Genomic DNA, 23,869 nt, shown 5'->3' with positions numbered 1-23,869 from the left:
GGTCATTGATTTTCTAAGCTTTTACAGCAAATTTTTCTTTCAATGCTGCTACTTTATCTGTTTTTTCCCATGGAATATCTAAATCAGTCCGTCCAAAATGTCCATATGCTGCTGTTTGCCTGTAAATAGGGCGACGTAGATCCAACATTTTGATGATACCTGCTGGACGTAAATCGAAGAGTTCACGAATCGCTTCTACTAGATCGCTTTCTTTTACTTTACCAGTGCCAAACGTATCGACTGCAATTGATACTGGTTGTGCAACACCGATAGCATAAGCAAGTTGAACTTCTGCACGTTCTGCAAGGCCTGCTGCGACGATATTTTTCGCAACATAGCGAGCTGCATATGCTCCTGAACGGTCAACCTTTGTTGCATCTTTTCCTGAGAAAGCACCGCCACCATGACGAGCATAACCGCCATAGGTATCAACAATGATTTTACGACCAGTAAGACCTGCATCACCTTTTGGTCCGCCAATTACGAAACGACCTGTTGGATTGATAAAGTATTTGGTATTGTCATCAAGTAATTCAGCTGGGACAACTTTCGCAATCACTTCCGCCTTTAGGTCTTTTTTGATTTGTTCTAATGATACTTCTTCATCATGTTGAGTTGAAATCACGATAGTGTCTACTCGTACAGGTTGGTTATTTTCATCATATTCGACCGTCACTTGTGTTTTACCATCAGGTCGTAAGTAAGATAATTGGCCTGATTTACGAACTTCTGATAAGCGTCGTGCCAATTTATGGGCAAGGCTTATTGGCAATGGCATTAATTCTGGTGTTTCATTACAAGCATAGCCAAACATTAAACCTTGATCCCCTGCACCAATGGCTTCAATATCTGCATCTGTCATAGAGCCTTCACGAGCTTCTAATGCTTGGTCAACACCTTGTGCAATATCAGGTGATTGTTCACCAATCGCTACAAGCACAGCTAAATTTTCGGCGTCAAAGCCGTATTTGCCACGAGTATAGCCAATTTCTGCCACTGTATCTCGTACAATACCTTTAATATCTACATATGTAGTAGTTGAAATTTCACCAGCTACAAGTACTAGACCTGTTGTAGCTGTTGTTTCACATGCTACACGCGCATTCGGATCTTTTGCAATAATTGCATCTAAAATTGCATCTGAAATTTGGTCGCAGATTTTATCCGGATGTCCTTCTGTTACGCTTTCTGATGTGAATAATCGTCTGTTTGTCATTTGGTTTCCTCCTATTATAACGAGATCCTCTCGAAAAAAGATACGGTACTCATTACCCATGTCCGTTTAAACAGTTACACTAAACGACAAGCCCGCTGTAAGCTGCTTTTTTAACACGAGGATATAGAAAGTGCCAGTACATAGTATAAATAGAATGCCACAAATCGCATATAATAATGAAACAAATCAGATTTGCTTCTATTTTTTGAAAAAAAAAACCTTTCACTCATCGAAAAACAATGAGGAAAGGATATGTTTCGTAAGCACCTTTCACTCTTATCGTTCAAGGAATGTTCCTTGCATCAGATTAGCACCAACGCATTACGTGAAAAATAATGCAGGTTGCCGGGTTTCATAGGGCCTGACCCTCCACCAGCTCGGGATAAGAGTATCCGTTCTAATGCTTATAGTAAGTGATATTGTTCCGAAAGTCAAACGTATTCTCTATTGATTTTGAAAAAAGTCAAATTTAAAAAAATAATTAATAATTAGTATAGACTATTCATTCAAATGTGTTATACTAATTCTCGAAATGAATAACTAGATCCCCTTTTCAGAAGGGCATATAATAAATAAATAAAAAAAGGATGGTACGAACCAAGATGAATTCAGTAGAAATTGCGAATGAACTGAAGGACTTATTACAAGGACAAAACATTTTAGAGCAACTTTCAGTCCCACAATTAGTGGAAAAAGCAACTTCACGCGGTGAAGCAATCTTAACAGTTGATGGTGCAGTTCGTGCAGTAACAGGCAAATATACAGGACGTTCACCTAAAGATAAATTTATGGTAGTTGAAGAATCTTCTAAAGATCATATTGACTGGGGAAAAATTAACCAACCAATTTCCGCAGAAGTATTTGATTCATTATATAACAAAGTTATCAATTATTTAAAGCAAAAAGAAGAAGTTTTTGTATTTAAAGGCTTTGCAGGTGCAGATAAAAACTCTCGCCTAGCGATCCGAGTTGTTAATGAATACGCTTGGCATAACCTATTTGCTCACCAATTATTCATCCGACCTACTGATGAAGAACTTAAAACTCATGATGCTGATTTCACAATCGTATCTGCCCCAACATTTAAAGCAGATCCTAAAGTTGATGGCACAGCTTCAGAAACATTTATCATCGTATCTCTTGAAAAACGTATTATTTTAATCGGCGGTACTGAATACGCTGGTGAAATGAAAAAATCAATCTTTGGTATTATGAATTACTTATTACCACGACAAGGCATTCTTTCCATGCACTGTTCAGCAAATGTTGGTGAACAAGGTGATGTTGCTCTATTCTTCGGTTTATCAGGTACTGGTAAAACAACATTATCTGCTGATGGTAATCGTAAACTAATCGGAGATGACGAACACGGTTGGTCTGATAATGGGGTATTCAATATCGAAGGTGGTTGCTATGCAAAAACAATCAACCTTTCTGCTGAAAAAGAACCGGAAATTTATAATGCGATCAACTTTGGTACTGTACTTGAAAATGTAGCTGTCAATGCTGACAGTCGTGTTCCTGATTACGATGATGCTACACTAACACAAAATACTCGTGCTGCATATCCAATTCAAAATATCGAAAATATCGTTGATCCATCTGTTGCAGGTCACCCAAAAACAGTTATCTTCTTAACAGCTGATGCTTTTGGTGTTTTACCTCCGATCAGCAAACTAACAAAAGAACAAGCGATGTATCATTTCTTATCAGGCTTCACGTCTAAAATCCCTGGTACAGAACGTGGTGTTGTAGAACCAGAACCAGTATTTTCTACTTGCTTCGGTGCTCCATTCTTCCCACTTCATGCAACAGTTTATGCAGAAATGTTAGGAAAGAAAATTGACGAACACCAAGTAAATGTTTTCTTAGTCAACACTGGCTGGACTGGTGGTAGCTATGGTGAAGGTAGCCGTATGAAACTTTCTTATACTCGTACAATGGTCCGCGCTGCTATCAACGGTAAAATCAACGATGTATTTACTGACAGAGATCCAGTTTTTGGTCTTGCAATCCCAACAGCTATTGAAGATGTTCCAACAGAACTTTTAAATCCACGTAATGTATGGGCCGATAAAAAAGCTTATGATAAAAAGGCAACTGAATTAGCTGGTATGTTCCATGAAAACTTTAAAAAATTCGGTTCAGTCGCTGAAGATATTGCTAAAAAAGGGGCACCACTCGCTTAGTAGTCCCATCAACCTATAAGTAATCCAAAATCGTATCCAACTCGACCAATTTCAATGAATTGGTCGAGTTTTTGATTTATATAAACAAACTGTGTGGTTCACTTTAAGATGCATGTAAAGTAAACTTTCAGAAACAACTTACCCAACCAATCTGCTTCTGACAAATTTTTTATACAAAAAAAGCTACATGGCAGTCAAATTCATGCCGCTATCATTTAGTATGAAAAAAGCCTATTTCACCTCTTAAATAGGATATTTTCGTTTCATACCATTATCCTTATTAACTTTTTATACAAAAAATAAATAGAAGAGACTTAATGAACGACGACCAGTTATTTCAATAATAAAAACACACCACAACAAAAGTTGCAGTGCACATTTAGTCCGTATCATCCGGTACAAATTCTACGATCAATTGACATTGTTCAAACATCTCGACAATTGGTTCGGCTTCATCCTTTGTTACTTGATTGAAGAAAACCTCTTCTCCATAATTACGGATTTCGATTCCTTCCCTCATCTCCTCATCATGAAAGAGGATGGAAAACCATTTAAGTTTTCCATCTATATGTGGTTTGTTTCTAAAATAGTTTCGAGTATCATCTTCTAACATGACCAGTTGGATTTTGACAAGCCCTTCATCCCGAGACACAAAGCTGATTTGTTCTAACTCTTCAATAACCTGCTTTTCTTCTTTCCAATTCTGAATTTGAACTTCTGTATATGGTTCCGTATAATTGGTCCACAATTCTTGCCAATAGGAATATTTCTCATCAAATCCCAATTGTTTATTTTTTAGCATTTCAGGATTAACCCTTGCTTTGATATACCCCACCATGTTCACCCCATTACGATTGCTGTAACTTCATCCATTGACAAGCATCATCCACAACTTTTCGATTGATATCGCTCGGGAAAAAGTGTGTATAATCAGGATAATACCAGGTTTCCACATGCTTATTATAAGTCTTTAAACTATTTTCTAAAAACTGTGCATGCTTAAATCCAACGTTTTCATCTCGTATTCCATGGATGATCAAAATAGGTGCATGAATATGAGATAACTGTGTCATTGGTGTCCGCTCTTCATAAGCAATAGGATTTGTTTGAGGTGAGCCGCCTAGAACTCTCTTCATCATTCTTCGCATATCGATTCTTTCTTCATACGTATATTCCACGTTTGATACGCCGCCCCATGTCACAATAGAAGTAATATCATCGCGTAATATTCCCGTCCATAGCGCCATTATACCGCCTCTTGAAAAAGCAAAAAGATGAATCCGTTCGCTTTTGCAAAATCGTTTCAAAACGTCCACTGCATTTATCGCATCCAAGCGATCTTTGCCACCAAATTCATCTCTTCCTTCTCCACCACGTGTTCCTCTATAATAGGGTGCAAATACAACAAAGCCATGCGAAGCAAGTTGTGCAATTCTCGCAGGGCGCACCATTCCTACGCCCTGCATACCTCCACGTAAATATAGAATTCCTTCATAAGCAGCATAAACAATAGGTGAAGCAAGTAATCCTTTTACTCGTAAACCGTCTGACCAATAGGTTATTTCCTTTAAGGACACATGTGGATTGGGTGATGGGTAATCTCTTAAATGTTCAATTTCCCCATTTATCTTCACGTTCACTCACCTTTTCAAGGATCTTTTTCATGCCTAAATCCTTCATATGGAAGCTTAAATGCTCATTTGCTAATAATTCGTCTTCATTCAATAATAGAACACCCTTTGTTTCTAGATTCGGATGATCCATATTGACCGATTGTACGGTTGCAGTAAAAACTGCTTTTGTAAAAGGTATTTGTTCTTGGACCATATAAGTTGCAAGCCATTCTATATTTTCAATTTTAGCTCCCGTTTCTTCGTATACTTCTCTTGCAGCTGCTTCTTCTAATGTTTCACCTTGCTCGACCTTACCTCCCGGAAATTCATAGCCACGCTTTGGATGATTTGTAAGCAACCACTTGCCATTGTACTTAGCCAATACAAGCACGTGCTGTGGCTCAATACTAAATGCATTCTTTTTAAAAGATAATTCACAGCCATTACCATTTAAATCTGTATATGAAAACATATTTTTTCGCTCACTCCTTACTAACATAAGTGTAGCGAAGGCAACGCCAAGTATCAACTATAGTAAGGCATTTGTTCAATGAATTTTTTTGTATCCTGATCTCCGTACTCATGGATCAGTGCATATAACTTCATTAAACGTTTATCGACTTCATCATTTTGCTCATCAAAGTGATATGGTACGGCAGGAAGCTGTGCTCTCCACATACCATTATGATCCCAACTCGTCAGTTGCTCAAACAATAGATCAAATACTTTTAACATGGATGGATCTACGTTAATATGAAATTCCCAAGGAGCATCATGAGGCGAAAAATTATAATATTGGTGCATGACAGATACATATACATCGACGTTATCAGACATTTAAATTCTCCTTTTTATCCTACTTTAACGGGCAGTAAGACCCCATCTCAAGATTGAAAGAGAAACGACAAAGCGAGATGGGGGATGAACTACCCGTAAAAGTCCGATTGGTTTGGGTCAACAAGATGCTGGTCCCTCAGGTGTTGCCACAGGACGTGGCGCTTTTCACTTCCGTTCCTCTAGTCCAGTGGGGATGAAAAAACCCCCACTGATGGAAGCTTCACTTTATCAATAGCTTGGTTTATTTGAAAAATTTTTATACAAAAAAGAAAGAACTGTACGAAAAATTAAAAGAGTAAAATTCATTTCACCTTCGTTACGAAAAATTTCTACTCCTATCAAAAAAATCTGCTCATTCTTTTCATTAGATTGAGCAGATTTTTCTTCATTAGTCAAAGTGTTATATTATTAAGCGAGACTTTTTAAACAATCCTTTTTGAAATTTAGACTTGGATATCAATCGTAGTACCCTTGAATGGATGAACAGCTTGTGGTTGCTCTGGTAGTTGTTCTAACAATTGAACAGCCGTAGTCGTTTGCATATTCATCGCATTTTGTAAAACGCTTAATTGAACAGTTTGCTGAAGATCTGAAAGCTGTGTCGCCATAATGGCATTCAAATCCATATCGATCACTCCCCTACTCTAATATCGGGTAAGGATTGATGATTCTAAAGTGGAATTTTTCACGATAAGAATTTTCTTTACATTCAATAATTATCTTTATTTCTTTTAATCAAACAAACTTGTACTTCTATTTATTTACCTTTTGTTTAATACCAAATATCGTATAAATTTGATATTGATCAAGCATCCTCTTCCTGATTTTTAAGGCTCCTTTAACGTTGAAATAAAAAATAAGTCAAAAGTCCTAATTATGATATTTCATATAATAAAATTCCATTGCTTTTCAAGAGTAAAATATAAACCTCTGCGCTGTTTTATAAGCTTCTGAAGAGTCTTTATATTCTCTTTTTCACGCTTTTTATATTAATACATATTCCAAAATAATATACCAAAATCACTACTAATTTATCTATTTTTAGTACAATTGTTTTAAAATAAACACCATCATATAAAAAAATGATAAACTTTGAGGTTTTTCCCCTATTGAAAAAGTTTCCACTATGTGAATAAGCGAAATTTCACAATAACCTCACAACTTCGTGACACTTTTGTACTAATTTAGCACTTCCATTAAGAAAAATTGGTCGTATACTGAAGGAGAAATTCAAAATAATTCTTTTTTTCTTAGGAGGAAGTTCAAATGGATGTTTTGGTTCTAGCTCGAATCCAATACGCAATCACTACCATTTTCCATTTCTTTTTCGTTCCGCTTTCTATTAGCATGATTTTCTTAGTGGCAATATTCGAAACGATGTATGTATGGAAAAAGAAGAAGATCTATTTAGATATGTCTCTCTATTGGGGTAAAATTTTTTTAATATCTTTTGCTATTGGTGTTGTAACAGGTATTTTGCAAGAATTTCAATTTGGTATGAACTGGTCTGAGTACTCTCGATTTATGGGGGATGTCTTCGGTGCACCACTTGCCGTTGAAGCCTTACTTGCGTTCTTTATGGAATCTACCTTTATAGGGATTTGGATGTTTGGACGCAATAAGTTGCCTAAATGGACAATTGCATTATCTGCTTGGCTGGTTGCATTAGGAACTTCATTATCGGCTCTATGGATTTTAGCAGCCAATTCTTTTATGCAAGAACCCGTTGGATTTAAAATTGAAAATGGCAAAGCTATTTTGACAAGTTTTACAGCTTTACTCACGAATCCTCAGTTATTAGTGGAATATCCACATACAATTTTTGGCGCACTTGCAACAGGTGGTTTTGTGATTGGCGGCATTAGTGCCTACAACTTATTAAAAAAACGCAATATAGAGTTTTTCAAGAAATCATTTAACTATGCTATGGTTGTTGCATGCGTGGCTGGTTTTGGGCTCATCTTCTCTGGTCACACCCAAGCACAACATTTGATGAAATCTCAACCAATGAAAATGGCTGCTTCCGAAGCATTATGGGAAGATTCTGGTGATCCAGCAGCTTGGACTCTAATTGGTGGCATCGATACCGATAAGAAGGAAAATAAATGGGAAGTCAATATTCCTTACTTATTAAGCTATCTTGCTTATAGTGAATTCGATGGTTCCGTTGAAGGTTTGAAAACTCTTCAAGCAAAATACGAAAAACTATATGGTGATAACATCAACTATATTCCACCAGTGAAAACCGTATTCTGGAGTTTTCGCATCATGGCTGGATTTGGAGGCTTGATGGTACTTCTTTCATTGATTGGCTTGTGGTTTGCCAATCGTGGAACAATCACAAACAAAAAATGGTTCTTACGTTCAATGACCGGCGCTATTGTATTACCTTTTATCGCCAATACAACCGGTTGGATCGTGACTGAAATTGGTCGTCAACCATGGACAGTCTTTGGTTATTACACGACTGCACAATCCGTTTCACCGAATGTTTCAAAGGGACAACTCTTATTCTCAACTATTTCTTTCAGTAGTGCCTATGTTATTCTAACGATCATTATGATTATGATGGTGACGCGCATAGCCAAAGAAGGACCAGATGCTCTTTTAAAGGAAAAACTAGATACGAAAGTCGATTTGATGGACAAGGAGGCGTTTGAAAAATGAGTTTAGAAGTACTATGGTTTGTATTAGTCGCTGTCCTCTTTATTGGTTTCTTCTTCTTAGAAGGATTTGATTTTGGTGTTGGCATGTCAACACGCCTGCTTGCTCGAAATAAACATGAACGTGAACAAATTCTCACAACCATTGGACCTTTCTGGGATGCCAACGAGGTATGGCTGATCACAGCAGGCGGTGCATTATTCGCAGCATTTCCTAGCTGGTATGCTACGATGTTCTCAGGTTATTACACATTATTCGTCATTCTTTTACTTGCGTTAATCATTCGTGGTGTCGGTATTGAATATAGTCATCATGCAAAAACAGATAAAACGAAAAATTTCTGGTATTGGTTATTCTTTATTGGTAGCTTAGCAGCACCATTTTCAGTAGGAATGCTATTCACAAGTCTTGTTCGCGGTATGCCGATCGATGCAAACATGCATCTATATGGATCATTCGCTGATTTTGTCAATATCTACTCATTGGTCGGTGGACTAGCTGTTGTCTTACTTTCACTGGTCCATGGGTTAACATTTATCGGTTTACGAACAATTGGTGATATTCATGAACGCGCAACAAGCTTATTAAACAAAGTTTACATTGTATTATTGGTAGGAGAAGTAATCTTTGCTATATTGACCTACTTACAAACAGATCTTTTTGATGTACGTCCAGTAGCTACTCCTGTATTATTAGGACTAACTGTTGTAGCAACTGTTTTAGGCATGCTATATGCCAATAAGGGACGTGAAGGGTATGCATTCACTTTCTCTGGTCTTGCTGTAGCCTTTGTTGTAGCAATGCTATTTATCGGGCTATTCCCACGTGTGATGATTAGCTCTATCGACCCTGCTTTTAACTTAACCATCCATAATGCGGCAAGTGGTCATTACACATTATCAGTTATGACAAAAGTAGCCTTTACCTTACTGCCATTCGTATTAGGCTATCAAATTTGGAGTTATTACGTATTCCGTCAACGTATTAGTCCTAAGAAATAGGTGACATAAATGATTGATCAAGCGCTATTTAAACTTAATGGAATCACCAAAACACTTGTATTCTTATTCATAATGGCCATTTTTCAAGGCATATTCACAATACTCCAAGCGATTTATCTAGCGACTACAATTACAAATCTATTCCATAAGGAGCAGCTGGCTGATCAGTTGCTCCCTATGTCATTATTCTTTATCTTTTTTATCGCTAAGCATATTGTCATTTACTTTAGAGAAAAATATATGACCCATTTTTCAATAAAAACAGGTGCCGTGTTACGGAAGAAACTAACAACGAAATTATTTCACCTTGGGCCCAACATTACCGCAACGACCGGTTCAGGAAACATGGTAACGATGGCACTAGAAGGTATTTCTAATGTCGAAAAATATGTTCAATTATTTTTACCTAAATTGATGAATATGATGATCGTTCCTATTTTGATCTTCATTTATATCTTCATACTTGATGGCAGATCAGCGCTTATCCTTTTCTTAGTCCTTCCTGTATTGATTTTTTTCCTTATCCTTTTAGGGTTTGCTGCAAGGACAAGAGCAGATAAGCAATATGAATCCTATCAAATCCTTTCTAATCATTTTGTGGACTCATTACGCGGATTAAAAACTTTGCGTTTTTTAGGTTTGAGTAAAAAATATGATCGCAATATCCGCAAAGTCAGTGAACAATATCGCAAAGCGACTATGAACACGTTGGCTATTGCCTTTCTTTCTACCTTTGCCTTAGAGTTTTTTACAAGTATTTCAATCGCCATCGTTGCTCTATTTTTGGGCTTAGGGCTCATTAATAGCACATTGACATTACTGCCATCATTGACCATTTTAATCCTGGCACCGGAATATTTTGCACCAATTCGCGAGTTTGGCTCAGATTATCACGCGACACTTGATGGGAAAAATACCTTTACAGCGATTTCTGCTATTTTAGAAAAACCTATGTATACTCAAGACCAGACGAAGCTTCCAGCATGGGATGAGCATGCTAGCTTAAAAATCAAAAATATGACCGTTCAAGTTGCTGGTGCAAGTGTTCCCCTTTTAGATCAAGTATCCTTTTCCATCAAAGGGTATCAAAAAATAGGGATTATTGGTGCAAGTGGTGCTGGTAAATCCACGCTGATCCATGCACTAAGTGGTTTTGTTAACACTAATGCTGAAGAAATTCAAATAAATGATCAAACGATTCAGTCTTTTGCCAACAAGGATTGGCAAAAACAAATTTACTATATTCCTCAACATCCATATATATTCCATGATACCGTTCGACATAATGTCGCTTTTTATACAAAAGAAGCTACAGATGAACAAATAAAAAGAGCTTGTGAACGCGCTGGTTTAACAGATGTGATTGAATCACTACCAAACGGCTATGACGAAATGATCGGTGAAACAGGTCGGTCTTTAAGTGGCGGTCAAGAGCAAAGAATTGCATTAGCACGAGCATTCTTAGAGGATTCGCGAAAGATCTTGCTTTTTGATGAACCCACTGCTCATTTAGATATTGAAACCGAATGGGAGATTAAACAACGGATGCTGCCATTATTGAAGGAGCGATTCGTTTTCTTTGCCACTCATCGTCTTCACTGGATGAAAGATATGGATTGGATATTGGTCATGCATCATGGAAAAATAGTAGAACAAGGAACTCATGAAGAACTTCTGGAAAAACAAGGTTATTACTATGATTTGATTGATCAACAATCACATGGAACGGAGGCTTAATATCGTGACAACAAAATCATCCAAAATCCTCCAACATGCATGGGTAAGACCATATTTACAACAAAATCGTCGATTATTATGGCTTGTATCATTTCTTGGAACAATGGCATTTATTTGTGCAAGCGCATTAATGTTCACATCAGGGTATTTAATCTCCAAATCTGCTACTCATCCTGAAAATATCTTATTAGTATATGTGCCAATTGTGCTTGTGCGTACATTTGGTATTTTTCGTCCAGTATTTAACTATGTAGAAAAATTGTACAGCCATTCATTTGTCTTGAAAATTCTTTCTAACATGCGTGTTCGTTTATATCAAAAATTAGAATCACAAGCATTGGCGCTTACAAATCGTTTTTCAACAGGCAATCTACTAGGGGTATTGGCTGATGATCTGGAACATTTACAAAATCTATATTTAAAAACCATTTTTCCTAGTATCTTTGCCGCTATTTTATACATGATTGCCGTTGTTGCTTTAGGATTTTTTTCTATTCCATTTGCCTTATTGATGGCGCTGTTATTGTTTGTACTTGTAGTGCTGATCCCGCTCGTATCATTACTAGCCAATCGTAAACGTCTATTGAAGATGAAAATGATCCGTGGGAAGCTATATGCCTCTTTGACCGATGCCGTGATGGGGTTGAATGATTGGAAAATCAGCGGAAAGCAACAAGAATTTTTAAAAGCCTATGAAAAAATCGAACAACAACAAGATGATCAAGAATATGAAATGGACACTTTTAATCGTAGACGCAATCTATTATTTCAATCAATAGTGGCAGTCATCACATTGATGATGATCGCTTTCGCAGGGATCAGTGCTGATCATGGAGAATTCGCGCATATTTGGATCGCGGCCTTTGTATTAGTCGTATTCCCATTGGCAGAAGCCTTTGTTCCTGTTTCAGATGCGATTAGCCATTTGCCGAATTATGAAACGTCTTTAGATCGTTTAGAAAAGATCGAATTATCGAATCCCCCAAAAGATGCATCTACACAAGCATCCGTAAACATGCTAAAAAAACAACCTATCACCATTACGTTTGATCATGTGTATTTTGAATACGATCATACAGAGCCATCTATCTTGCAACAATTGAGCTTACAACTTCATCAAGGTGAAAAAATAGCTATCTTAGGGAAAACAGGTTCTGGTAAAAGTACATTAGCTAAGCTCATTTTAGGTGCGATTGTACCAACAAAAGGAACAGTCCAACTAAATGATATAAATGCTTTTCTGCTTAGTGATGATATGGCTGAAGTTGTTGGTGTTCTTGAACAAAAGCCGCATTTATTTGACTCGACGGTGATGAATAATATTCGTTTAGGAAATATCCATGCTACAGACGAAGAAGTGATGGCAGCCGCCAAAAAAGTTCAGATGCATGATTATATTAAGTCATTACCTGAAGGATATCATACGCGCATGCAAGAGCTTGGAGAGCGTTTCTCAGGTGGAGAGCGACAACGAATCGCATTAGCACGTATTTTATTGCAAGACACGCCTATCGTCATTCTCGATGAACCAACAGTTGGCCTTGATGCCATTACTGAACAAACATTAATCCAAACCATCTTTGAAGCATTAGAAGGCAAAACAATTATTTGGATAACACATCACTTAGCAGGCATGGAAAAAATGGATAAAATCATTTTTATTGAAGAAGGAAAAATTCACTTAGAAGGAACACATCAAGAACTATTTTTAAATAGTGCTCGCTATAGAAATTTGTACACGCTAGATCATCCAATGCTTGAATAACTGAATAGATATTGGTACTTTAATTTATTATCTACAATAACCCATTTTGTTTTTTCTGAAATAGAGATTATTTGAGATTATGATCATGAATATCTTGTCCCTAGGCAATTTCATTAGAACTGTACGAAAGCCCTCTCATATAATGTATATTATAAATTCAGGTGTACTGATTATTCTGATTTATCTGCTTTGATAAAATCGGGAAAATATAGGGATTTTCGTGTTTTTGCTTCATATCTATTCTTAGTTCTCCTCAGCACACCTGATGTAAATCTTGAAAATTGCGAAAGCGGTGAGGATTCATGCATCTGTATTCTCATATGTATATTGCTGGATTGCTATCAGGGCTGATTTTCAATACGTTGATCTATTTATTTTCAAGGAAGATGAAGCATAATAACAGAATGACGATCATCTTTGTGTTAGCTATTATTTTGTTTATCATCGGTCTTTTAATCGATAACATAACTGGAGAGGCCATCGGATTTTTTAGCTTAGGCATATATTCAACAGCTCTCTTCTTATCTTTGTTTGGAATTCAAGCTTCCTGGCCAAAATTTGCTTATATAGGGATTATTTTATCTATTGTGGTATGGTATCTTTTTTATTTCTTTTAAAATACAGTAAGTCCTCAGGCAGTAGAAATCTTTTGTATCTTGCTGGGTGTTTATTGAATCCATCGAGCTTTTTGCCGATAGCTGATTTACGCTTATCCGCCATTTTTACTTGAATTTTGATGAAGGAAATTTTACTTGCCTATATACGGGATAAATGGAGATCCTCATTTGAAGATCTCCGCTTTTTATGCAATCATTGCACCTGATACAAGATTGAAAACCTTAGGAAGCGGATAACCCAACTCGTTTGCGTTTTTAGCATTGCACCTGATACAAGATTGAAAACCCCACAAAATGATCAGCTCAATTTATGGGGGCATCTATATAAAATCTCCAGCACTTAAGATAAGTGTTAGAAGATGTGAACAGGGTTTATCGACTTCATCAGAAGGAACCGCTACATTTCCATTTGTTTGAACAAAAAATGTACAGTTTCGATATCAGAACTTGTTGGTAATTCGAACTTTTGCTGATATTCTTCTGCGCCTTTACCTGTAATACAAATCCAATCACCCGGTTGAGCATGTTCAACCGCTTGCTTAATCGCTAAAGTTCTATCCGGTATGATGTAACCACCTTCATTTAATATACGCAGGGCCTCTTCCATTTCTTCATAGGTGACATCGTTTAGATCATCAAATGTAAGTATGTGAACATCACTAATTTCCTTTGACACATTGACCATTCCTCCACGTTTCGTCACATCACGATTGCCTCTAAATCCGAAGATGTGAAAAATACGCTTTGCCCCTTCTTCCTTAGCCGTTTGAAGACAATGATTAAACGCATCCGCTGTATGTGCATAATCTACAACAACAGTTGCTCCTTTGGGATGTTGGAACATTTCAAATCTGCCTGGCACTCCCGGAAACAATTCTAACGCCCCCAGTATTTCTTCTGTAGATAGGCCCATTTTACTTGCTGTTAAAAATGCCATTGCCGCATTTAAAATATTATGCTTTCCTAAAATATTGATTTTTAAATTTAGATTGGCATTATGATCAAAAATAATTGTTGAATTCCCAGATTTCAATTGATCGATTCGCAAGTCATAATGGCTCTGATCACCCATAACGTGAATGGTGCAGTTTTTAGCTTTCAACTGTTCTGCTAGTTTTTGCCCCCAACTATTGTAATGATTAATCACCGCTTTGCCATCTGGCTTCATCTGATCAAAGAGACCTGCTTTCACTGAAAAATATTCTTCCATATCTCGATGATAATCAAGATGATCTTGGTCTAAATTGGTAAATAAACAAAAATCAAATTCCACACCGTGAACTCGATATTGTGACAATCCATGAGAGGAAACTTCCATAATGATATATTCATCTTCGCTCAAGGCAAGCTGCTTGTTTAATTCGAGGGCATCAGGAGTTGTATTTGTTGAAGATAAAGATTGTCCATTTACTACATTTTTAACCGTGCCAAATAATGAGCAAGACTTTCCAGCCGATTCTAAAATATGCTTAAGCATATAAGAAGTCGTGGTTTTACCATTTGTACCCGTAATACCGATCATTTTCTTATTTCGTGAAGGGTTGCCATAAAATTCACAAGCTATTTCTGCCAATGCTCGACGACTGTTTTCTACTTTAATATATGGAACAGATAATTTCGGCAGATCTTTCTCTCCAATAATGATCTGCGCTCCCGCTTCAATAGCCTTTTGTATAAAATCATGACCATCTACACGATAACCTTTTATGGCGACAAATAGATCATTCGGTCGCACCTCAGAGGAGTTAGTAGAAATTCCATCGATATCCAAATTGTGAATGGGGTCATTTGCATTTTTTTCTATGCGTTCTAATAGGGTATTCAGTTTCATGATGCATTTCACTCCTAACGAAGCATAACGTTTTGTCTTATTGGACATTCAAATAATTCTTTTTTATAATGACCCATTCAAAATAATTTATGCAAAAGGAATTATTTAATTAAAAAAGCACATTTTCTATTTTGACATGGCTAGGTATCTTAATGATGCGATTTTATCCATTCCAGTTCATAAAGTAAAAAATGTTTTTTTGCGGTTTTATTACTTCAAGTTTTCAACATACTTCATTTCAGCAGCAAGTATATATTTTGGCGAAACCTTAAAGCGCTAATTTTTTTCCTTTTTGCGAGACAAAAATGAATACTCAATGATACAATTATGTTATCAATTTTTTATTTTTAATTACACTCAGTAACGATTTTGCATATGGTATGATCGCCTTTTTGTCATTTTACACAAAATCAGAAAAACACTATTTTATTATAAAAAAATATAAATTTAATAAAAAATTAATTACTTATTCACAAATTATATACATTTATTTCATTTACACATATTACTTTTGTTGTATTATATGATTAGAATCCATTCAGACAAAGGAGGAGCTTTATGGGGAAGAAGGTTATATTTTTTGAAGTAAAAGGCGGCAGTGACAAAGGTCCAGACGGCTATAGAAAAGATACAATGCCGATGGTCAACGCTTTGCAACAACGTGGTCAAGAGGCAGAAGTGATTTTCTTTGATGTAGCAAAACAACAAGAGATTTTCGACTATGTAAAAAATCATGCAATTGCTTATGTCTCTCGTATTAACCCTGGAAATTTAAAAGATGAGTCGGCTTATTTTTCTATGCTGCGTCAGCTCTGTGAAGAAGGCATTATCGGGATGCCTCACCCTGACGCAATGATTGGTTATGGAGCAAAGGATGCTTTAGTAAAATTAACGGATACTTCTCTTGTACCTAGTGATACGTATGCTTATTATACAATTGAAGAATTCAAGAATAATTTTCCAAAGTCACTGACACATGGCATTCGCGTGTTAAAACAAAATCGTGGATCGACAGGTGAGGGGATTTGGCGAGTTCAATTAGTAGATGAGTTACCGTCAGAAGTAACGCAAGTCCCCCTTACTGCAAAAGTTAAATGCACAGAAGCAAAAGATAATCATGTGGAATATTTTGAACTGAGTGCTTTTATGGACTTCTGTGAGCAGTATATTGTAGGTGACAATGGCATGCTTGTTGATATGCGCTTCCTTCCACGTATAAAAGAGGGGGAAATTCGTTTGTTCATGTTACATAATCACCCCATTAATGTTGTACACAAAAAACCAGCTGATAGCGAAGAAGCATTTAGTGCAACCTTATTCTCTGGTGCAAATTACCGCTATGATAAGCCAGAAGACTGGAAAGAATTAGTCGACACATTTCTTCAGCAACTTCCTGAAATCATGAAGCTTTTAGGTGGATATGATTTGCCATTAATCTGGACAGCAGACTTTATCCTTGATACAGATGAATTGGGGAATGACCGTTATATCCTTGGCGAAATGAATTGTTCATGCGTCGGATTCACATCTGAATTAGAGTTAGCGCATAATATCGCAGAAGAAATCATAACCAAAATTTCAAAAGACACCACTTTAACAGTCTAAAAAATTTTTATGACGCATGGCAAAATCCACCGTATTTTTGGATATAAAGTGAAACTCCATCAGTGGGGGTTTTCTTCATCCCCCACTGATGGTTAGTTGAACCAATCGGACTTTTACGGGCAGTTGATCCCCCATCTATCTTTTTCGTTTCTCTCTAAATCTTGAGATGGGGGTCTTACTGCCCGTTAAAGCGGGATAAATCTATGGAAAACATTCTTTTCACAAAAATAACAAAGCTTAAAATTGTAAACGCGAATCCCTACTATTCAGGAATTCGCGCTTGCCTTATTTCTTCATTGCTTTTAGGATAAAGCTCATGATGAAAATCAATATAATCGCACCTATTAGAGCTGGTATTATATAAAAATCGCTGACTTTTGGTCCCCATGAGCCTAATAATAAACTACCAATCCAAGCACCAATAATACCTGCGATAATATTACCTATTATACCACCCGGAATATCCTTACCTAATATAAGTCCGGCTAACCATCCTAAAATACCTCCGATTATTAAAAACCAAATGAAACTGAACATAGAAATCAACTTCCTTTCTTTCGGCTCTGCTTATATATTCCCCGTTTTTATGAATTTAAACTAAGCAATTCGATTATTTTAGAAAGAAAGGTATTCATCATCTTATTTCAATGGCACATCAAGCGTCGGATAATCATCATTTTTATCATTGTAATGCCACCATTCAGAATCAATGGTTGTAAAATGAGCCTCTTTCATGATTTTTGTTAAAAGTTCCATATTTTTTTGTGCTTTCTTGGAATTCTTTTTGTAGCTGCGACCTGCTTTTTTAGAGAAAGAGTCGAACTTTGTTGGCATTGTGAGCTCTTTACCCTTTTTGTCAACAAGCGTTACATCTACACTTACTCCTTTACTATGTTTTGAATCCAATAATGGATATGCTACATACATATGATTTTGAATTTTGTACCACATCTCCCATTGCACACTAAGTGGACGATAAGCATCCCAAATTTTTATTTTATAGCCTTTTTTGTTGGCCAATTTATTTGCCTTTTTCAATTTTTTAGCTGTTGATTTGGTTAATAATGCTTTTGCTTTTTTAGGATATAATCGATAGCCCATAAAATTTTTCTTTGTGGCATACTGTAAGTCGATCACAAAGCCGTCCTTTTCAGTCAACTCTACCAATCCAGCTTCTTTATAATGAGCAGGTGCTTTTTTTAAATATTTTCCAGAAGCCCAACCTATTTTGCCGTTATAACTTACCTTGTACCACCCTTTATAAAATTGCGTTGATTTTACAAAAACACCTGGATCGATTTGGTCGATTTTTGAATATTTTACCCCAGCACCTTTACGGATATTCAATTGTGCCGTTGCCTTCAACGTTTTTTCGACCTTTTGTATGGTTGCTGCTTTTGCGGTTGTCGATGGAACCATTACCTGATCAACCCCTCCTAATAATAATGTAAAACTTAGACAACTAGCGATTAGTGATTTTGTTATTTTCATTAAATACGCCTCTTTTTTCATCAAACTCATTTCACTGTTCCAGTTTTCAAATTAAAATATGTATGAACAATCACATATGTTCTTCATCTAATTTTATCCAATAAAATAGGTATCCTCAACTAATTTCTGTCAGAGATTACTTTTCTACAAGACTTGAACAATTTTTCTCCCTAATCCATATATGAATCAATTTCATAATGCAGAATCAAGAAGAAAGCAATTTGTGAAATTAATTCAAATATTGCTAAAAACATATGATTTTCATGATTATGCCAAACATTCATCCTAACTTTTTCCTCTTCAACATATCCACTTTAAAATCCATTTTTCAGGATCATTTTGAAGTGACCAACTAAAGAGCTGTCATGAAACGTTCACAGTTCTTATTCTTCGTGAAGCACTATACTATAACTATCAATAAAATTTTAGTACAATAAAGATAATTCAATAATGGAGTGAATAAAATGTCCGTCGCATGGATTGCAATTATGCCGGTTGTCATACTGACCATCGTATTAGCGATTGTATTAATATACTTTGTAGCTAAAAACAATCAGAAAAATTCACATAAAACAATCGACCCAAAACCAACTGATAGTTTTAATGATGATTCTAAAAAGGAAGAGAAGAAATGAAATGAAAAAGCTATTCATATTCCCTATTCGTTTCTATCAAAAAGTGATCTCACCCTTAAAACCTCCAAGTTGCCGCTTCTATCCTACATGTTCCAACTATGGGATTGAAGCGATTGAAAAGCATGGTGTTTTAAAAGGCGGATACCTAACCATTAAAAGGATCCTGCGTTGCCAACCCTTTTGCAAAGGTGGATATGATCCTGTTCCTGAAGAATGGCCTTCGAAAAAGAAATAATTTTCGAAGGTTTTTCTATTGTTTTTTTCATAGAAATCTTGTATAGTAACTATTGTCTAAAAATAAATAGTAATAGTTACTATTTACGAGGTGAAAAAATGAAAAAAATCTTTTCCATTTTTCTAATCACCCTCCTAGCTGTTTTTACTACAGCTTGTGGTGCAAGCAAAGAAACTGGAACAACCAAAAGCAAAAATGACAAACTAAAAATTTATACAACTGTCTATCCACTTGAGTATTTTGCACAACGTATTGGTGGCAAACATGTGGAAGTGTCTTCAATCTATCCACCAGGATCGAATGAACATACTTTTGAACCTACTCAACAAGATATGATGAAAGTAGCTGATGCAAATTACTTCTTCTATATTGGCCTTGGTCTTGAAGGCTTCGTTGAAAATGCAAAAAAATCATTACAAAGCGAAAACGTCAAATTTGTTGAAACCGCAGCTGATATATCGAAAGATAAGCTTTCTGTCAGTACGGGGCATGACCATGATGAAGATGAAGAACATGGAGCAGAAAAGGAACATCATCATGATTCTCAATTCGATCCACATGTATGGCTATCACCCATCATTAGCCAAGATCTAGCTCTTTCTATAAAAGATACACTTGTAAAAGCACAACCTGATAACAAAAAAGAATTCGAAAAGAACTACCAATCACTGATCAAAGATTTAAAAGACTTGGATAGTGATTTTAAAGCAATGGCAGATAAAACGGATCAGAAAACATTCTTCGTTTCCCACGCAGCATTTGGCTATATTGCAGGAACATACGGACTAAAGCAGATTTCAGTAGCCGGTCTAAACTCGCAAGATGAGCCATCTCAAAAAGAACTTACGAAAATCGTCGCACAAGCAAAGAAGGATGATATACATTACATCCTTTTTGAGCAAAATGTATCATCAAATCTTGCCAAAGTAGTTGAAAAAGATATTGGCGCCGAGGCCCTTACTTTAAACAACTTAAGTGTGTTAACGAATGACAATATCCAAAACAATGATGATTACTTTACATTGATGCATAAGAATATTCAAATACTTGAAAAAGCCCTAACAAAATAAACCATCAAAAAAGCAGTTGGATGAAAGAAAGAGATCTTTCTTATCCAACTGCTTTTATTTTTAGTTTTTGTAAAGTACCGGAGAAAGAGTATTTTAAAGGCCAATAAGATACTAACATCATTCTGTTTATGATAAAAATCCATCTTTTCAGAGCCAAAAAGCTGATTCTTATCAGGATAAGCCGATTTTTTCAGTGACCTCCAGATTTCGACACTTCTATGTTGTTCAAAAATAATAGGAATTACTTAGTTAATACTTTTCACTTGCTTATGAGATAAATGCTTTAAGCATCCATACGTGTTTTTCTAAACTTTGATTGATCGCATTTAATAAATCTTGTGTCATATCATCATTTTCATTAGCAGCTTCAATCATGCCACTTCTTAAATTTTTCTTAACGATATCAAAATCTTGGATCAAAGTTTCAACCATTTGCTCAGCTGTTTCATGACCTTCCGCTTCTTTGATCTCTGATATTTCTAAATGTTCCTTCAACGTTGCAACGGGTTGTCCACCTAAAGCTAATAAACGTTCAGCGATATTATCTAAATTTAAGGCTGCTTCATTATAAAGTTCTTCAAATTTTATATGCAATGTGAAAAAGGAAGGTCCTTTTACATACCAATGAAAATTATGAAGCTTTGTGTATAATACAGACCATGATGCAACAAGTTGATTTAATTCTTTTTGTAAATTTGACATAAAGAACCACACTCCTACTATGTTCTAGTTTATTTTACTCTTTCTTACTATTCCCATTTCACTATAAGCTAAACATTTTGTCAACTTGAAAAATGCCGATAAATCCAAAATTTGAAATTTGTCCATATATTCTCCATTGTCTAAAAAGAAAACTTCACACAATATGAAGTTTCTTCCTCCAATGTATGTGAAGTTAAACTAAACGCAATCTACAGCCAATAGCCAATTGATTCCTTCTTTTTGTGTAATACCCTTTTCAGGTCAAGTGCAATAGTTGCTCTTGATCTTAATGCAAAGAGCTACCTGTTCATGCGACAAAAAAATGGCTTTGTTATATATGCATTTCTAAAATCCCTATAAAAATAAGGATTATCCCTGAAATAACAGCCGAATATCTTCCAATAAACGTTTTGGAAAGCAACAGTCCAAACCGTCCACCAATACTAAATGTGGACAATGGAGAAAATGCCGATCGAAAGCGAAAGCACTGTCCAAATGGCTGAAATTCCATTTGCCCCTATTGCAATGCCTCCCCCTAAGCAATTCATAGATAAGACAAGGCCTAAAACAACAGCCTCTCGAATCGAAATAACATTATTACGATCTTTATCAATACCCTCAAATTTTTTAATGGACTTTGTACAAGAAAATATGTGCAACACGATCGTATACGCTCCTATTACGCATAACAAAAGGCTTCCCACAAAGTTTGCCTTTTCAAGTGTTATATACTCAATCAATATACTGCCAATCACTACCGATACATAAGTAACGATCATCGACACCACTGCGATGGTTAGATTAAAAGTAAAGGGAATCTTCGTCTTTTTCACTCCATAAGCAAGCCCAATCCCCAAATTATCTAAATTCGCTGCGATACCGATTAAAATAATCGTAATCCAATGCATACTATCCTCCCTGCATCGATTCAACTGTTCACCTCATCATATGCAAGGATTCCTTTTTTGTTTTAGTTCTTCTAAACTCACCGTTCAGAAAATGCTTCAATTAGGGTTTTGATTATATTATGAAGCTATTTTCCTTGGCTTCATCTCTTCATTTTCAACAAAAAATGAGTATTTATTAAGAGGATATAAGATGGCTGTTAAAAAAGGTGATATACACGCTCTTACTGGATTTTGAAGTGCATAAGAAAATAGCTAATAGAGTGCAAACAGAACTAGTAGGTCAAACAGCAGCTGATGGGATATTAATTACTGGTTACAAATCGTATTTCGTAGATAGATTAATAGGTCAAGTTGAAGCGGGAAGTACACACAAAGGAAAACGTGAAGGGGTTCGTATTGAAGATGCAAAAGATGTACTTCTAAATCCCATTGACATTAAAACAAAACCCCCTAATTCTAGACAATATGTTGGTAATAATTGCAGGGTGAGTATAAACTATGTACAGGTAACTCAATACAAACAGCTCTAAAAGTGAAAGGTGAGAAATATGATAAATATGACACCGCAAGATGAAAAGTTCTTGCGTAAACATTTGACAAACTTTGATGAATTAATGCATGGAACAGTTGATAATATATTATCTGAAGTCTATGATATTACAATCGAAGGTTTAGATGAGAATGATGATCCAACAGATTTATATTTTGAAGCCCAGAAAGTTTATGATTCAATATACTTATTAAATTAGCAAGCACTTGACTGTGAAATGGTTGAGTGCTTTTATTATGCCATTATTTCTCTATTGAAAGGAGGAAACATGATGGGTTAGCAGAGCTGAAAATTTACTTAGAATTGTCAGAAGATGATGTAAGCGATGAAAAATTGCAAATTAATCTAGATGACGCCATAGATGAAGTACAACGCATGTGTAAACAAGATTTTATAGTGGATGGCACCTTAAAGTTACCTCCAACTGTAAAAAAGTTGTTGCTAAATTGGTGGGGTATGAATTGTCTAGCACTGATGGCGTTAAAGAAGAAACATATGGTGATACTTCATTCACTTATCTATCCGTTGAAGAATTAAAAAACTCCATTTATGATGATTTATCGAAAGCAGGCTTTATCAAGAAAAATACGCTCACTTTTATTCCATCATGTACAAGATGGGAATGAGTAGATTGTAAGCCCGAGATATAAAAAAGAAGCTCACCGATGTACTCCTCTACGCCGTTAAAGATCCTAATTTCTGCCTCTTCGATTTGAATGATAAACTCGGTTGGGAGGAAACTGGTGAAAAATTGGTTTGTTCAAATTCAGGAATGGGATCAAGCGTCACAGGAATGATGGTCAGTGGTGGGATGGAGGACATAGAAAGCACCTCCTTTCGATTGATAGATTCATCATACCGGGAGACGCTGGGGATTTATATGCGATGTTTGATTACGGGCTTACTTTGTAGTCAAGATATGATTCTGTGGATCACAATTTACATTCCTCACAAGCCTCTGCTTCTATTACTTCAACGCCTTTTCTTTCGCATAATTGGCGTAGTATTTTTCCTACATCTGCTTTTATTTTTCCGTATACAACCTGTCTTCTATATTTCGGTGCAAAAACAATGTGATACTTACAATTCCATGTTGTATGTGCTAAACTTTTATTATCCATTTGGATTTCCTTTCGTACAGAGTTGGTTGGCTAGACCTCACTCCATTGTACGACCGGGGTTTTTTTATTGTCCATAGCTAAA

Annotated in this window: 26 protein-coding genes, 1 pseudogene and 1 riboswitch; of the genes and pseudogenes, 14 read left to right on the top strand and 13 right to left on the bottom strand. The window is 36.0% G+C overall.

From position 1 onward, the window contains the following. Window positions 1-13 precede the first annotated feature (13 nt). Window positions 14-1,216: a methionine adenosyltransferase gene (gene metK / locus FEZ13_RS00340; protein WP_146551013.1), complete on the bottom strand. Its 1,203-nt coding sequence runs from the start codon at window positions 1,214-1,216 to the stop codon at window positions 14-16. 273 nt (window positions 1,217-1,489) lie between these two features. Next, a riboswitch (SAM riboswitch) is annotated at window positions 1,490-1,605 on the bottom strand. A 213-nt stretch (window positions 1,606-1,818) separates the two neighbouring features. Here metK and pckA point away from each other — a divergent pair. Continuing rightward, window positions 1,819-3,405, top strand: coding sequence for a phosphoenolpyruvate carboxykinase (ATP) (gene pckA, locus FEZ13_RS00335; RefSeq protein WP_146551012.1), 1,587 nt, complete (start codon window positions 1,819-1,821; stop codon window positions 3,403-3,405). Window positions 3,406-3,784: 379 nt separating this feature from the next. On the opposite strand, the gene FEZ13_RS00330 is transcribed toward pckA, so the two are convergent. The 4 genes from FEZ13_RS00330 to FEZ13_RS00315 are packed head-to-tail and all read right to left on the bottom strand — an operon-like array spanning window position 3,785 to window position 5,855. Continuing rightward, window positions 3,785-4,240: a hypothetical protein gene (locus FEZ13_RS00330; protein ID WP_146551011.1), complete on the bottom strand. Its 456-nt coding sequence runs from the start codon at window positions 4,238-4,240 to the stop codon at window positions 3,785-3,787. Between the two features lie 13 nt (window positions 4,241-4,253). Beyond that, a complete protein-coding gene (locus FEZ13_RS00325; RefSeq protein ID WP_146551010.1) occupies window positions 4,254-5,039 on the bottom strand; it encodes an alpha/beta hydrolase family protein in 786 nt (261 codons plus the stop codon). Then, window positions 5,017-5,490, bottom strand: coding sequence for an RNA deprotection pyrophosphohydrolase (gene ytkD / locus FEZ13_RS00320; protein ID WP_146551009.1), 474 nt, complete (start codon window positions 5,488-5,490; stop codon window positions 5,017-5,019). Before ytkD ends, FEZ13_RS00325 begins: the two co-directional genes overlap by 23 nt. Before the next feature lie 53 nt (window positions 5,491-5,543). Continuing rightward, window positions 5,544-5,855 carry a transposase gene (locus tag FEZ13_RS00315; RefSeq protein WP_146547941.1) on the bottom strand — a complete coding sequence of 104 codons (312 nt, stop codon included), beginning with the start codon at window positions 5,853-5,855 and terminating at the stop codon, window positions 5,544-5,546. Between the two features lie 112 nt (window positions 5,856-5,967). Here FEZ13_RS00315 and FEZ13_RS19900 point away from each other — a divergent pair, with 112 nt between their 5' ends. After that, a complete protein-coding gene (locus FEZ13_RS19900) occupies window positions 5,968-6,090 on the top strand; it encodes a hypothetical protein (protein WP_255473027.1) in 123 nt (40 codons plus the stop codon). Window positions 6,091-6,298: 208 nt separating this feature from the next. Here FEZ13_RS19900 and FEZ13_RS00310 read toward each other — a convergent pair whose 3' ends face one another. Next, window positions 6,299-6,481, bottom strand: coding sequence for a YjfB family protein (locus FEZ13_RS00310; protein WP_146551008.1), 183 nt, complete (start codon window positions 6,479-6,481; stop codon window positions 6,299-6,301). 640 nt (window positions 6,482-7,121) lie between these two features. Here FEZ13_RS00310 and FEZ13_RS00305 point away from each other — a divergent pair. The 5 genes from FEZ13_RS00305 to FEZ13_RS00285 all read left to right on the top strand — a co-directional run bounded on the left by FEZ13_RS00305 (window position 7,122) and on the right by FEZ13_RS00285 (window position 13,639). Beyond that, a complete protein-coding gene (locus tag FEZ13_RS00305; protein ID WP_146551007.1) occupies window positions 7,122-8,522 on the top strand; it encodes a cytochrome ubiquinol oxidase subunit I in 1,401 nt (466 codons plus the stop codon). Beyond that, window positions 8,519-9,520, top strand: coding sequence for a cytochrome d ubiquinol oxidase subunit II (cydB, locus tag FEZ13_RS00300; protein ID WP_146551006.1), 1,002 nt, complete (start codon window positions 8,519-8,521; stop codon window positions 9,518-9,520). The genes FEZ13_RS00305 and cydB overlap by 4 nt, the downstream gene beginning before the upstream one ends. A 9-nt stretch (window positions 9,521-9,529) precedes the next feature. Beyond that, window positions 9,530-11,257 (top strand): thiol reductant ABC exporter subunit CydD, encoded by a 1,728-nt coding sequence (gene cydD / locus FEZ13_RS00295; protein ID WP_146551005.1) that lies wholly within the window; start codon window positions 9,530-9,532, stop codon window positions 11,255-11,257. Between the two features lie 25 nt (window positions 11,258-11,282). Then, window positions 11,283-13,022 carry a thiol reductant ABC exporter subunit CydC gene (cydC, locus tag FEZ13_RS00290; protein ID WP_146552708.1) on the top strand — a complete coding sequence of 580 codons (1,740 nt, stop codon included), beginning with the start codon at window positions 11,283-11,285 and terminating at the stop codon, window positions 13,020-13,022. Between the two features lie 386 nt (window positions 13,023-13,408). Beyond that, window positions 13,409-13,639, top strand: a complete 231-nt coding sequence (locus tag FEZ13_RS00285; protein WP_146551004.1) for a hypothetical protein — start codon at window positions 13,409-13,411, stop codon at window positions 13,637-13,639. Between the two features lie 397 nt (window positions 13,640-14,036). Here FEZ13_RS00285 and FEZ13_RS00280 read toward each other — a convergent pair whose 3' ends face one another. Then, the gene (locus tag FEZ13_RS00280; RefSeq protein ID WP_146551003.1) at window positions 14,037-15,470 is read right to left on the bottom strand and encodes a UDP-N-acetylmuramoyl-L-alanyl-D-glutamate--2,6-diaminopimelate ligase; all 1,434 of its coding nucleotides are present in this window, start codon (window positions 15,468-15,470) and stop codon (window positions 14,037-14,039) included. A gap of 558 nt (window positions 15,471-16,028) precedes the next feature. On the opposite strand from FEZ13_RS00280, the gene FEZ13_RS00275 reads away from it, so the two are divergent. Beyond that, complete coding sequence (locus tag FEZ13_RS00275) at window positions 16,029-17,075, top strand: Cj0069 family protein (protein ID WP_146551002.1); 1,047 nt, start codon at window positions 16,029-16,031, stop codon at window positions 17,073-17,075. Between the two features lie 285 nt (window positions 17,076-17,360). On the opposite strand, the gene FEZ13_RS00270 is transcribed toward FEZ13_RS00275, so the two are convergent. Beyond that, a complete protein-coding gene (locus tag FEZ13_RS00270; RefSeq protein ID WP_146547933.1) occupies window positions 17,361-17,612 on the bottom strand; it encodes a GlsB/YeaQ/YmgE family stress response membrane protein in 252 nt (83 codons plus the stop codon). Window positions 17,613-17,714: 102 nt separating this feature from the next. Next, window positions 17,715-18,566, bottom strand: a complete 852-nt coding sequence (locus FEZ13_RS00265; protein ID WP_186725707.1) for a M15 family metallopeptidase — start codon at window positions 18,564-18,566, stop codon at window positions 17,715-17,717. A gap of 464 nt (window positions 18,567-19,030) precedes the next feature. Between FEZ13_RS00265 and FEZ13_RS00260 the strand changes: the two genes are divergently transcribed. The 3 genes from FEZ13_RS00260 to FEZ13_RS00250 all read left to right on the top strand — a co-directional run bounded on the left by FEZ13_RS00260 (window position 19,031) and on the right by FEZ13_RS00250 (window position 20,506). Further along, window positions 19,031-19,201: a DUF3267 domain-containing protein gene (locus FEZ13_RS00260; protein WP_146551000.1), complete on the top strand. Its 171-nt coding sequence runs from the start codon at window positions 19,031-19,033 to the stop codon at window positions 19,199-19,201. Between the two features lies 1 nt (window position 19,202). Beyond that, window positions 19,203-19,436, top strand: coding sequence for a membrane protein insertion efficiency factor YidD (yidD, locus tag FEZ13_RS00255; RefSeq protein ID WP_208220725.1), 234 nt, complete (start codon window positions 19,203-19,205; stop codon window positions 19,434-19,436). 98 nt (window positions 19,437-19,534) lie between these two features. Continuing rightward, window positions 19,535-20,506, top strand: coding sequence for a metal ABC transporter solute-binding protein, Zn/Mn family (locus tag FEZ13_RS00250; protein ID WP_146550999.1), 972 nt, complete (start codon window positions 19,535-19,537; stop codon window positions 20,504-20,506). 267 nt (window positions 20,507-20,773) lie between these two features. On the opposite strand, the gene FEZ13_RS00245 is transcribed toward FEZ13_RS00250, so the two are convergent. Both FEZ13_RS00245 and FEZ13_RS00240 read right to left on the bottom strand, forming a co-directional pair. Further along, a complete protein-coding gene (locus tag FEZ13_RS00245) occupies window positions 20,774-21,208 on the bottom strand; it encodes a Dps family protein (protein ID WP_146547929.1) in 435 nt (144 codons plus the stop codon). Between the two features lie 443 nt (window positions 21,209-21,651). Continuing rightward, the gene (locus FEZ13_RS00240; RefSeq protein ID WP_255473026.1) at window positions 21,652-22,116 is read right to left on the bottom strand and encodes a manganese efflux pump MntP; all 465 of its coding nucleotides are present in this window, start codon (window positions 22,114-22,116) and stop codon (window positions 21,652-21,654) included. Window positions 22,117-22,322: 206 nt separating this feature from the next. Here FEZ13_RS00240 and FEZ13_RS00235 point away from each other — a divergent pair, with 206 nt between their 5' ends. The 3 genes from FEZ13_RS00235 to FEZ13_RS19225 all read left to right on the top strand — a co-directional run bounded on the left by FEZ13_RS00235 (window position 22,323) and on the right by FEZ13_RS19225 (window position 23,292). Beyond that, entirely contained in the window at window positions 22,323-22,646 is a 324-nt protein-coding gene (locus FEZ13_RS00235; RefSeq protein ID WP_146550998.1) for a hypothetical protein, read from the top strand. Between the two features lie 18 nt (window positions 22,647-22,664). After that, on the top strand, window positions 22,665-22,865 hold the full coding sequence (locus FEZ13_RS00230) for a hypothetical protein (RefSeq protein WP_146550997.1): 201 nt from the start codon (window positions 22,665-22,667) through the stop codon (window positions 22,863-22,865). A gap of 262 nt (window positions 22,866-23,127) precedes the next feature. Then, complete coding sequence (locus FEZ13_RS19225; RefSeq protein WP_186725706.1) at window positions 23,128-23,292, top strand: hypothetical protein; 165 nt, start codon at window positions 23,128-23,130, stop codon at window positions 23,290-23,292. A gap of 49 nt (window positions 23,293-23,341) precedes the next feature. Here the strand turns inward: FEZ13_RS19225 and FEZ13_RS19220 are convergent, their stop codons facing one another. Continuing rightward, window positions 23,342-23,488, bottom strand: a complete 147-nt coding sequence (locus FEZ13_RS19220) for a hypothetical protein (protein WP_186725705.1) — start codon at window positions 23,486-23,488, stop codon at window positions 23,342-23,344. A 122-nt stretch (window positions 23,489-23,610) separates the two neighbouring features. Then, window positions 23,611-23,787: pseudogene (gene tnpA / locus FEZ13_RS00225) on the bottom strand (IS200/IS605 family transposase); the annotation flags it as partial. Between the last annotated feature and the right edge of the window lie 82 nt (window positions 23,788-23,869).

The sequence above is a fragment of the Rummeliibacillus sp. SL167 genome (genome assembly GCF_007896505.1).
GTDB classification, from domain to species: Bacteria; Bacillota; Bacilli; order Bacillales_A; family Planococcaceae; genus Rummeliibacillus; species Rummeliibacillus suwonensis.
Note: the sequence above shows the minus strand (reverse complement) of the source record. Positions and strands in the feature narration are given on the sequence as shown.